This window comes from Bradyrhizobium sp. Kon10 (assembly GCF_055807395.1).
The window spans coordinates 1-230 of record NZ_JBVVOZ010000442.1; the positions used below are offsets into that span (position 1 = coordinate 1).

Sequence of the window (230 nt, forward strand, 5' to 3'; positions counted from 1 at the left end):
GGTCGCCAGCGCCGTCGAGCCGACGAGATCCACGAACATGACGGTCAGCTGTCGACGCTCCGCGCTTAGCTCCCGGGTGCGGCTCTGAGCCGCGATGTCATCGGTGTTCGCGTCGGGATGGCTTGACGACGGCCCCAGCCCCACTACCGCCTTGCGGAATCGCTTGCGGTGACCGAGGAGCATACCGAGCTTCTCGAGGTCGGCATCGGTCAGCTCCGGCAGGACTTCCG

1 protein-coding gene is annotated in these 230 nt (G+C 67.0%); it reads right to left on the bottom strand.

Annotated elements, in window-relative coordinates; genetic code table 11:
- The coding region (locus tag AC0L2O_RS37680; RefSeq protein WP_473373304.1) for an SAM domain-containing protein at window positions 1–230 on the bottom strand (230 nt) is incomplete at both ends.